Here is a 10722-nt window from a genome sequence, read left to right on the forward strand (position 1 = left end):
GATTCTCAATGTCGTGATAATCACACGATAGATGATGAAGATTTTTTGTGCCTAAAACCTCAATCATTTTGCGGAACTTTTCGTCTCCGCGAGATACAATGGAAACGACATTTCCACGTTTAATCAATTCTTTAACTACTCCTGATAACATCCCGGTTCCACCTACAACAAGGTAATGTGAAGTCATAATACATATTCCCTTTCCTGATTTAGGCTCAGATGTTACCAGTATGTTGTCCTTAATGTTTTTAATCAAAAATATGCTGTGCATTTACTTCTCTGCTGACCATTCATTTACAAACCATGGCAATGGCCATGTCCGCTTGGAGCGATCAGCGGACATTACCGACCCGTCAGGCCAGCTTGAGCGCATTGCCTGACTCATGAAGCGCGTCAGCCAGATCCTGTGCCAGGGCCTCTGCCTGCTCTTCACTTAGTGAGCCGGGTGTCAGGCGGATAGCATACTGCGGCTCCGAAAGATAAAAGCCCGCGCCCGCGCGGACGAGCCAGCCGCGTGCTTTCATAAGGCTGATGAGCGATGTAGGTTCTTTGCGCAGCGGAAGCCAGACGTTTAGCCCGTCGTATTCCCACGCAGCCTCCACGCCACAGACTTGAAGCGCAGTGAGCAGGACGTTGCGCCTGTCACGGTAAAGTGCTGCAGCATGACTGACTTTCTGCGCCACAGCCTTAGATAACAGCGCTTTCTCCGTCATATCCTGCAGGATATGGCTGACCCATTGCGTGCCTGAGGCCATACGCCGGCTTAACTTTTCCGCCGTGCTGGGATTGCAGGCGACCAGCGCCATCCTCAGGTCAGGGCCGTAAAACTTGGAAACCGAGCGGATAATGGCCCAGTTCTGCCTTCCAGCAGAAATCACGTTCTGATACTCGTACCCTGAAAGCAGCGAAAAATGATCGTCTACGATAACCATCACGTGCGGAAAGCTGGCCAGTACGCTCATGATTTCTTCCGCCCGCTCCGGGCTCAGACTACAGCCAGTGGGGTTATGCGCTCTGGGTGTAACGATCACAACCTGCGCACCTGCTTCCAGAGTCTCCCGCAGCGGGCCAGGAAGCAGGCCGTGCTGGTCAACCGGCACGCCAGCCGGAACGTACCCGAGACTGCGAATCGCGTTAATGCTGCTCAGAAAACAGGGTTCCTCAACCGCAATTTTCTCGCCAGGCGTAAGGTAGCCGGTCATCAGTCGTTCAATGGCGTCAACTGCCCCGTGCGTCAAACCTAGGCCAAATGGACCGGGTACATCACGGCTGAACCACTTACGGCCCGCTTTCTCAAGACCCGGATTAATGACGCTCCCGCCATAGCAGCGTGGCGTCAGGCTGACGGCCTGCAGCAGTGATGCCAGATCCGGCAGCACTGACGGCTCTGGATTACCGCCAGAAACGTCAGTCAATACTGTCTGACTGGCGGAGCCTTCCTGTTCCGTGACATCGTCAGGCTGCGTGATGGTAGTGCCATAGCGCCCGTTGGTGACAGCGAGACCGGCAGCCACAAGCTTCTTGTAAGCTGAGGCCACGGTGTTGCGGTGGACACCAAGCCGCACGGCCAGCTCCCTGACGGGCGGTAGCGGATCACCGGGTCTGAGCCTGCCAGTACGTACTTTCTGCCTGACGGATTCAAAAATTTTGGATGCTGTCATTGTTCTGTTCCAGTCCTAGCTGGCTTCCATAAGAAGTAACTGTTGGCACAGGCTTTACACTACCTACTGGTGGTTGCGGCTGAAAACCGGTGCCGTAAAAAAATAATGCCTGAGGGTATTATACTTTCCCCACTGCAAACATTGTCATGTGACAATAATTTTTACTGCTGCTATTCTCGCCATTATTAAACAAACCTGAACTTGCAGGAGCAATTTATGTTTACTGGTCTGAGCGCTTTTCCGCTGACGCCCGTCACGAACGCTGGCTTTGACGAGCCCGGCTTCGTTCGCATTCTTGAACGTATTACGTCCGCCGGTGCCGATTCGATCGGTGTTCTTGGCTCAACGGGCAGCTACGCCTATCTGAGGCGTCCGCAGCGAAGCCGAATTGCAGCTATCGCTAAATCACATGCGGGAAACATTCCGGTAATAGTCTGTGTGGGCTCTGTAAGCACCGACGAGGTGCTGCGTCTGGCTGATGACGCTCAAACTGTCGGTGCTGACGCACTGTTATTGCCGCCGGTTTCTTATCAAACACTCAGGGAGGATGAGGTTTTCGGACTGTTTGAGACGCTGATGCAGCACGTATCGGTACCGGTTTGCATCTACGACAATCCAGGCACGACCCGTTTCGAATTTTCTGACGAACTTCATGGCCGCATCGCCAGGCTGCCTGGTATCCGATCAGTTAAAATTCCGGGCGTTCCATCTTCACCGGTTGACGCAAGGGTGCGCGTGCAGCGGCTAAAGTCGAGACTGCCTGAAGGAGTAACAATCGGCATAAGCGGAGACGCCAGCGCCGCAACAGGCCTCAACGCCGGCTGCGAAGTGTGGTATTCCGTGTGCGGCGGCCTGTTTCCACTTACCGCAAAAGAAATCACCGACGCAGCGGCCCGGGGAGAGCATGAGCGGGTTGTACAGCTTAGTGAGCGATTGCAGCCGCTTTGGGGTCTGTTCCGTAAGCATGGCGGTAGCATCCGCGTAATGGCCGCTGCCGCCGGGGTTCTCGGTTTGACGGAAACAGACTGCCTGCCACGGCCTCTTCGCCCGCTTTCTGCGAGCGATATTGCAGAAATCGCTACTGTTGTAAGTGAATTAAATCTGAAATAAGAACTTCAATGTCCGCTTCTGGCACAGGTTGTGTGAAAACTTTTTTGGCCGCTGAAACTGCCAAAAACAGAGCTGAAAACCGCGCTCATACGTAAAATTCGGCTCTACTAACCAGTCGATCAATTCCAGATTTTGCGTAGACGTGCGCACTTCAGTTTTTGGTCAGGGTTTTCACACAGCCTGGGCACAGAGCGGACATTGATGGCATTAGAAGTATGAGAGTGCCATTGTCATACTGGACACAACCGTCATTCTGTCCAGACTATGCAGATTGAAATCACTGGGAGAATCATGGATATCCAACTCATAAACGTCACGCCGGACAGCCCAGGATTTGCTGAGTTAAAATCGCAGAGCATGGCTGAAGGATTTAACATGTTACGCCGACTGGAAGATAACTGGCTTAGCGGACAGAACCGCTTTGACAGACCCGGAGAAAAACTAATTGGGGCTTCTGTAGATGGATTGATCGTTGGCGTTTGTGGACTCAACGTTGATCCATTTACGCAAGCAGCTGGCACCGGACGTCTCCGACATCTCTATGTAGACTCAGGATGGAGAAAAAGGCAGGTTGGCAGCGCCCTGCTCAGGGAAATACTTAAGGATTCTGTCCACTGGTTTGATTTTATCAACACAAACGCTCCTCCATCGGCATTCACCTTCTATGAACGAGCTGGCTTTGTTGCTTTAACTGGCATAGAAAAAGTCACGCACCATCTATGCCTCAGAGGCTCAGCGCGTTAATACAGTCACGTCCTGGATAGACCGCATATTCTATCCAGTGAACCACTTTTCAGGAACGCCTGCCTAGATACAGCCCTGACGCAACTAAACCGAACCACTTTCAGGTAAATCAGAGCCATTACAGTTAAATCCGCGCCGCCCTGGACACACTGCGTTTTCTGACCAGGCATGCAGAACGGCGGCTGAAACATCTTCAGGAAATCAAAGGAACTGACTGGCAGCTTTGAGCGAACTATAGTCATTCGCACCCTGAGAATTACACTTTTAAGTGATTCAGGGTATGCGCTTACGGGTTACGAATATTGAGCGAGAATCATGTGATGATCGCCGCTTTTCTTTCGAACCAGTAGGTGCTCCGCGTTCGCTAACGAATACTCAGGGCATGCAGATAAACTGCTGGCTATATTTCTTTCGAAGAGCGTGGAATGCATACCAATCCCCGGTGAAAAGGAGTTGGTGATGACTGTGACTAATCAGTTTGCTGCGCACGTTGGTCTGGACTGGGCAGATAAAAAACATGATGTCTGTGTTCAGTTTAAAAACGGTGAACGAGTATTCCATGTGATTGAACATACAGCAGAAGCGCTTGATGCCTGGCTTACTGAGTTACACCAGAAGGTAAAAGGCAGGATAGCTATAGCTCTCGAGCTGAAGAAGGGACCCGTGGTATATGCTCTTCAAAAATATCCCTTTATCACCGTTTTCCCCGTCCACGCTTTGTCACTGGCTCGTTACCGGCAAGCCTTCTCGCCCAGCGGCGCTAAAGATGACCCGCAGGATGCCGAGCTGGCATTAGAGTTAATGCTGCGTTATCCCCAAAAGATAAAAGCTATTGAACCCGACAATGCGGATATCCGGTTACTCCAGCAACTGGTTGAGCAACGTCGTCAACTGGTTGAAGATAAACGACGCTTTGTGAACCGGATAATCAACACGCTTAAACAGTATTATCCTCAGCCCCTGGAGTGGTTCTCACATCGGGGTAGCTTACTGTTGTGTGAACTGATTATACGGTGGCCCAGTCTGCAACAACTTAAACGCGCCAGGCGCGAGACGATCCGCAACTTTCTGAATGCCAGAGGCGGTCGCGCAATGGCCCTTACCGAGCAGCGTGTTGTAAGTATTGATAACGCGATCCCATTGACGACAGACTCGAGTGTTATAGAGGCTAATGCTTTGATGGCAACAGCACTGGCGACACAAATTAAAGTCGTGAGTGAAATCATCAAAACCTATGACGAACGAATCGAAACGCTATTTGACACGTTGCCAGATGCGGGGCTGTTCAAATCACTTCCGGGCATGGGGCCGTGTATGGGCCCACGGATGCTTGCTGCACTGGGTGATAACCGTGACCGGTTTAACAGCGCTGAAGAAATTCAAAACTACGCAGGTATTGCACCGGTGACAGAAAGAAGTGGCCAGAAATGCTGGGTTCACTGGAGATGGCAGTGTGCAAAGTTCGTCAGGCAGACCTTCGTTGAATGGGCTGCGAAGACGGTTAACTCATCATACTGGGCCAGACTTTATTATCAGGGACTGCGAGAAAAAGGAAAATCTCACCAGTCTGCAATCCGGGCTCTGGCATTCAAATGGATAAGGATCATTTATCGCTGCTGGAAGACCAGAACCCAGTACGATGAAGCGAGGTATTTGCTGGCTCTCGAAGCGCGACACTCGCCCTTACTGAAGCCATAAAAAGCTTGTCGAATGTCTCAGGGCGTGAAGCAGACGTTTACTGAGGACTACTAAATATTTTCATCATTTTAAACATAACATCCCTGTTGTGAATCTGAAGGATTTTGGTTATAAAAACAGCAAGATAACTCATTGAATGAATCAAAAAATCAGGAGACATTTTGCCGATAACTACCGCTCGACTGCATCTTCGCCCTGTAATCAACTCAGACGGAGATGACCTTTTCAGAATTTATGGCGACCCTGCCACAAATACGTTTAATCCTGCAGGACCGTATCCTGATATTGATTATGCTCGTGATGTCTTGGCTCGATGGCTTAAACACTGGGAAGATTACGGTTTCGGAAACTGGGCTATCACGTTAAAAGATAATCCTGAAAGGATTATCGGTTTTGGCGGGCTAAACATCCGCAGTTATGCCGATATTTCTATCAATAACTTGGGATATCGTTTCTCCACTGAGTCATGGGGAAAAGGCCTGGCGACAGAGTTTGCTAACTATGCGGTCAGCTATGGGTTTAATGAGCTCAAACTGCCTGATATATCTGCCACAGTAAGAGCAAATCACCTGGCCTCACAGAAAGTCCTAACGAATGCTGGACTAAGGTATGTACGTGACATTCATGATGTGGAAAATGCTCCAGCCAGCATGCTGTTTACACTGACCCATGCCGAATGGCACAAACAATAATGTTGATTTACAACGTATTGGGACGACACATTTGGATCAAGCGCGAAGATGATCGCTGCTGATATTTCGCGCAGACCTGAAAGAGCGAAAACTTTCCCGACTTTACAATATTACTATTCCGGACAGTATGGCAGAAGACGAGATCATTGGCTGGCTGGGCGATATTTTCCATAAAGCAGCAACAGAGCGTCACCTGATGTGATACGTGTTGAATAGCAATCTGTCAGGCTCAGCCCCCCTAATACAACCGTTTTACCATAAGTCCTTCAACTTCCGCTCATGTAACAAAGCCGCCCGAAGGTGCGGACAGACTGCTATGAGCGAGGAGCTGAAGCTCGCAATTGCTTCCGCCTTTGAGGACGTGTTTTTTGATGACGAACATCAGAACACGTCTACAAAGATGATAAGTGAACCTAACGACCCAGACATTCCCGCATACAGTCAATGAAAATTTTCATCGCCGGGCTTAATGTTCTGCCAGCATGGTGAGCGCAAAGAGCAGTAATTGACAATGATGGGGTTGAGAAAGGAAGCTCTTTTAGTTCACCGGATTCGAGTTCGCGCAACACGCTAAATCGCGGCAAAAATGAAATGCCAAGATTTCCGGCTACGCATTTTTTTATGCTCTCAATACTCCACAGTTCAATCGTGTTGTCTAATGTGATCTTTCTTTCACGAAGGGTGGATTCGAAAATCTGCCTGAAAACACACTGAGGCTCATTGATAATGAAACTTACCGGAATATGCTGTTCAATCTGGGTAAAATCGAAATCAGGGAATTGCGGGGATGCAACAAGTACTAATTCCTGTTGCCCGAAATACTCCATCTGTAATGCTTCATCATGTCCCACACGGTAAAACACGCCCAGATCGGTATTATCGTTAAGCAGCGAATCTCTGATCACATAGCAATTAACAGACTGCAGTGACAAGCGTACCTTCGGCGCTTTTAACCTGAACAGCCTTAACACCTCGGGCATTTTGTATGCCAGTAATGTTTCTCCAACCATCACTCGCAAGTCACCAGCAACGACCTCTTCACTGGTGGAAATCTGGCGTATTCCTTCCAGTACGCGCGTCAGCTCGCGTACTTGCGGTAAGAGTAATTTTCCAGCCGGTGTGAGCGCCATCCGCCTGCCCACTTTTTCAAAGACCGGATAAGATAGTTCCTGTTCAAGCTGTTGAATCTGAAAGGTCACAGTTGACTGAGTGCAGCATAGCTTACGTGCAGCTTGAGCAAAAGATCCCTCTTCAACAATCGTTTTAAACGTAATGAATCTACGCAGATCCATAAAGCTTCCTCAAACGTAAATATCTAAATATTGAAACTGTGACTTTAAAAACATTCACTTTTTTGAATGTTTTTACCTGGCTACTATGCTCCGGGAACAAGGAGAAGACAAGTGACACCAACAATCATTAGTGGTTTTTTGACATATACATTGATTACCGCGTTAACACCCGGACCAAACAACATCCTGGCGCTTAGCTCAGTGACTCAATATGGTTTTCGGAATAGCCTTCGTACATTGGCAGGAATGAGTGCAGGTTTTTTGGCGCTTATGCTGGTCTGCGGCGTCTTTACCTATAGTTTGATCAGCATACTGCCGTCAGCAACCCGCTGGCTGGTGTGGGCTGGTGCTGCGTATATCCTTTGGCTCGCATGGTGCATTGCTAACAGTTCATCAGACAGCTCTGAGAACGCAACTCAACCACTCAGTTTTTGGGTGAGTTTCTGGCTTCAGTTTGCCAACGTAAAAATTATTCTTTATGGCATTACCGCTCTGTCTGCATTTGTTTTGCCGTATACGCAGAATGTTTTATGGGTTACTGCCGTTAGTATCCTGCTTGCCATCATAGGGTGCTTAGGGAATCTGGTCTGGGCTCTGGCTGGTCATATGTTCCAGTCACTGTTTCGCAAGCATGGCCGGTTAGTTAATCGCATTCTGGCGCTTTTACTGGTTTATTGCGCTGTCAGGATGTTCTTCTGACAAGTCTCAATGAAGCAAAACTATCGCAAAATTGCCCACATCAATGGATATATTCGTGCGGGCAATGTCCGCTAATGGCACGGAGCAGCCCGACGCGGACGGACTGTCCGCTGCGAGCGAACAGCAGGTGTTTACTGAGGACTACTAAATATTTTCATCATTTTAAACATAACATCCCTGTTGTGAATCTGAAGTATTTTGGTTATAAAAACAGCAAGATAACTCATTGAATGAATCAAAAACTCAGGAGACATTTTGCCGATAACTACCTCTCGACTGAATCTTCGCCCTGTAATCAACTCAGACGGAGATGACCTTTTCAGAATTTATGGCGACCCTGCCACAAATACGTTTAACCCTGCAGGACCGTATCCTGATATTGATTATGCTCGTGATGTCTTGGTTCGATGGCTTAAACACTGGGAAGATTACGGTTTCGGAAACTGGGCTATCTCGTTAAAAGATAATCCTGAAAGGATTATCGGTTTTGGCGGGTTAAACATCCGCAGTTATGCCGATATTTCTATCAATAACTTGGGATATCGTTTCTCCACTGAGTCATGGGGAAAAGGCCTGGCGACAGAGTTTGCTAACTATGCGGTCAGCTATGGGTTTAATGAGCTCAAACTGCCTGATATATCTGCCACAGTAAGAGCAAATCACCTAGCGTCACAGAAAGTCCTAACGAATGCCGGACTAAGGTATGTACGTGACATTCATGATGTGGAAAATGCTCCAGCCAGCATGCTGTTTACACTGACCCATGCCGAATGGCACAAACAATAATGTTGAGTTACAACGTATTGGGACGACACATTGGGATCAAGCGCGAAGATGATCGCCGCTGATATTTCGCGCAGACCTGACAGAGCGAAAACTTTCCCAGCTTTACAATATTACTATTCCGGACAGTATGGCAGAAGACGAGATCATTGGCTGGCTGGGCGATATTTTCCATGAAGCAACAACAGAGCGTCATCCTGATGTGATACGTGTTGAATAGCAATCTGTCAGGCTCCCCCCTAATACAACCGTTTTACCATAAGTCCTTCAACTTCCGCTCATGTAACAAAGCCGCCTGAAGGTGCGGACAGACTGCTATGAGCGAGGAGCGGAGGTTTGGCTGATACAGTCACTGTTAGCAATCGCCCCGCTGACCGGCGTTATTCAGCATTGAGTTTTACACCGTTGCAGAATGCGCTTCACCAGAGATAATAAACTCAGGGTCATAGCTCACAGGGAAGTTTACTGATCTGGCAGTAAAGCACACTTTATGGATCTCATGGTGAATAGCCATTGCAGCATCAATATCTGTACCGGCTACGAAAGTGATATTTGGCCGGAGTAAGGCAGACAGGAAGCGGCCAGCGCCATTTTTTAATACCTCACCTGTTGCTACCAGTGAATCTTCATAATCCATTACATTCCGACATTGCTAACTGAGCGTTGTATCGAATCCTGGAGGCAGGTCATTTAAATTGGTTAAACAATCATTGTATTTTTATCTATTAACGTTGACAACCTCAACTCAAATCGAGTTATCACAAATTCCGTTGGTCAGGAAAGCGGTTAGCTTCTGATAGACCGGTTCGGACTCCCTTCCAGAACATTAATCATCATCCCATGGTGCTCGTTTCCACCTTTCAGTCATGAAATCGATAAGTACACTTAGCCTACGGGGTATAGGTTCTCGCCGCGCCCTGACAACACTTATCTGAGATGTGTTTGCTTCCCAATCAGGCAGAACTCTGCAAAATTTCCCAGCTCTCAATTCATCATGAATATCCCAAGTTTCTCGAAGAGATATGCCAAGCCCCGCCAAACTCCAGGCATGCAATACGTCTCCGTTGTCACTGATAAGGTTGCCAGTAACGCTGATGCTCCTTTCATGACCGGCTTTACGTAACGTCCATGAATTGTGTAAAAAACCCGGGTATGCGAACACTAAGCAGTTGTGATTTAAAAGATCTTCTGGTCGCTCAATGGGTGGATGATTCTTCAGATATTCGGACGATGCGATGAGAACACGTCTATTATTTGCTATTTTTCTGGCCAAAAGACGAGAATCAGCCAGATCCCCCATACGAATAGCCAGATCGAAATCACCACTGTAAAGATCCTGGATTTGGTCAGATAACCTTAAATCAAAGCCCACCCTTGGATGGACTTGGCAGAATGCAGCAATCGCAGGAGCAACATATTTTCGGCCAAACGGTGCGGGCGCAGTCAAACGAATATTTCCGCTTAACTCCTCACTATCCCCTCGGGAAAGTTCCTTCATCTCATCCAGAACGGCCAACGCTACGCGAGCCCTCTCAGCTATAGCTCTGCCCTCGTCTGTAATACGTAGATTACGGGTGTTTCTTTCAAAAAGTGTAGTGCCAAGTGCAGTTTCCAGCCTGGCTATCTGCTTGCTCACCATCTTGGGGAGTATGTGTAGGTCTCGTGCTGCGGCAGAGAAATTGTTTCTGTCGACGACGTGTAAAAACACTTCAAGGTCGTCATTTCTCAAGTTTATTTTGTTCATTTTGGGGTAAGTGTTTGTCCGTTTAGGTCTATTTAAAGGATAAATAGATTGTTCCACAATAAAACTCAATATGACAAGTCTGTTATGTCGCATGCAGTCAGAAGAACTTTGCTTTAAGTCCCCCGATATAGAGGAAGTTAAAATGCCTAAACGTATCCTGTTTGTGTTGACCAGCCATGACCGTAAAGGTCAAGCCGAGAGTAAAGATGCCGCACCCAGTGGTTTCTATCTTTCTGAGGTGTCTCACCCCTACGATGTACTCACAAAAGAAGGATATGAAATTGATTTCGTGAGTCCCA

Annotated in this window: 11 protein-coding genes and 2 pseudogenes; 8 read left to right on the plus strand and 5 right to left on the minus strand. The window is 48.1% G+C overall.

Features of this window, described 5'->3' with window-relative positions:
* Both J1785_RS08450 and J1785_RS08455 read right to left on the minus strand, forming a co-directional pair.
* Nucleotides 1–187 (minus strand): Rossmann-fold NAD(P)-binding domain-containing protein (locus J1785_RS08450; RefSeq protein ID WP_217219215.1); only part of this gene is annotated, 187 nt, incomplete at its 3' end.
* A 166-nt stretch (nucleotides 188–353) separates the two neighbouring features.
* Nucleotides 354–1661 carry an aminotransferase class I/II-fold pyridoxal phosphate-dependent enzyme gene (locus tag J1785_RS08455; RefSeq protein ID WP_134706900.1) on the minus strand — a complete coding sequence of 436 codons (1308 nt, stop codon included), beginning with the start codon at nucleotides 1659–1661 and terminating at the stop codon, nucleotides 354–356.
* Nucleotides 1662–1877: 216 nt separating this feature from the next.
* Here J1785_RS08455 and J1785_RS08460 point away from each other — a divergent pair, with 216 nt between their 5' ends.
* The 5 genes and pseudogenes from J1785_RS08460 to J1785_RS26720 all read left to right on the plus strand — a co-directional run bounded on the left by J1785_RS08460 (nucleotide 1878) and on the right by J1785_RS26720 (nucleotide 6121).
* Nucleotides 1878–2771, plus strand: coding sequence for a dihydrodipicolinate synthase family protein (locus J1785_RS08460; RefSeq protein ID WP_134706899.1), 894 nt, complete (start codon nucleotides 1878–1880; stop codon nucleotides 2769–2771).
* Nucleotides 2772–3062: 291 nt separating this feature from the next.
* Complete coding sequence (locus tag J1785_RS08465) at nucleotides 3063–3515, plus strand: GNAT family N-acetyltransferase (RefSeq protein ID WP_134706898.1); 453 nt, start codon at nucleotides 3063–3065, stop codon at nucleotides 3513–3515.
* 459 nt (nucleotides 3516–3974) lie between these two features.
* On the plus strand, nucleotides 3975–5213 hold the full coding sequence (locus tag J1785_RS08470; RefSeq protein ID WP_217219216.1) for an IS110 family RNA-guided transposase: 1239 nt from the start codon (nucleotides 3975–3977) through the stop codon (nucleotides 5211–5213).
* A 161-nt stretch (nucleotides 5214–5374) separates the two neighbouring features.
* Entirely contained in the window at nucleotides 5375–5905 is a 531-nt protein-coding gene (locus tag J1785_RS08475) for a GNAT family N-acetyltransferase (protein ID WP_217137417.1), read from the plus strand.
* Nucleotides 5905–6121, plus strand: a pseudogene (locus J1785_RS26720) (DUF7661 family protein). The gene J1785_RS08475 and the pseudogene J1785_RS26720 overlap by 1 nt, the downstream one beginning before the upstream one ends.
* 197 nt (nucleotides 6122–6318) lie before the next feature.
* Here the strand turns inward: J1785_RS26720 and J1785_RS08480 are convergent.
* A complete protein-coding gene (locus J1785_RS08480; protein ID WP_217137416.1) occupies nucleotides 6319–7197 on the minus strand; it encodes a LysR family transcriptional regulator in 879 nt (292 codons plus the stop codon).
* 111 nt (nucleotides 7198–7308) lie between these two features.
* Here J1785_RS08480 and eamB point away from each other — a divergent pair, with 111 nt between their 5' ends.
* The 3 genes and pseudogenes from eamB to J1785_RS08495 all read left to right on the plus strand — a co-directional run bounded on the left by eamB (nucleotide 7309) and on the right by J1785_RS08495 (nucleotide 8899).
* On the plus strand, nucleotides 7309–7896 hold the full coding sequence (eamB, locus tag J1785_RS08485) for a cysteine/O-acetylserine transporter (RefSeq protein ID WP_217137415.1): 588 nt from the start codon (nucleotides 7309–7311) through the stop codon (nucleotides 7894–7896).
* A 255-nt stretch (nucleotides 7897–8151) separates the two neighbouring features.
* Nucleotides 8152–8682 (plus strand): GNAT family N-acetyltransferase, encoded by a 531-nt coding sequence (locus tag J1785_RS08490; protein ID WP_217137414.1) that lies wholly within the window; start codon nucleotides 8152–8154, stop codon nucleotides 8680–8682.
* Nucleotides 8682–8899, plus strand: a pseudogene (locus tag J1785_RS08495) (DUF7661 family protein). Before J1785_RS08490 ends, J1785_RS08495 begins: the two are co-directional and overlap by 1 nt.
* Before the next feature lie 177 nt (nucleotides 8900–9076).
* Here the strand turns inward: J1785_RS08495 and J1785_RS08500 are convergent.
* On the minus strand, nucleotides 9077–9316 hold the full coding sequence (locus J1785_RS08500; protein ID WP_227978082.1) for an OsmC family protein: 240 nt from the start codon (nucleotides 9314–9316) through the stop codon (nucleotides 9077–9079).
* Nucleotides 9317–9505: 189 nt separating this feature from the next.
* On the minus strand, nucleotides 9506–10423 hold the full coding sequence (locus J1785_RS08505) for a LysR family transcriptional regulator (RefSeq protein WP_217137420.1): 918 nt from the start codon (nucleotides 10421–10423) through the stop codon (nucleotides 9506–9508).
* Between the last annotated feature and the right edge of the window lie 299 nt (nucleotides 10424–10722).

Origin of the sequence: Rahnella perminowiae, assembly GCF_019049755.1 — a bacterium.
Taxonomy (GTDB): Bacteria; Pseudomonadota; Gammaproteobacteria; order Enterobacterales; family Enterobacteriaceae; genus Rahnella; species Rahnella perminowiae.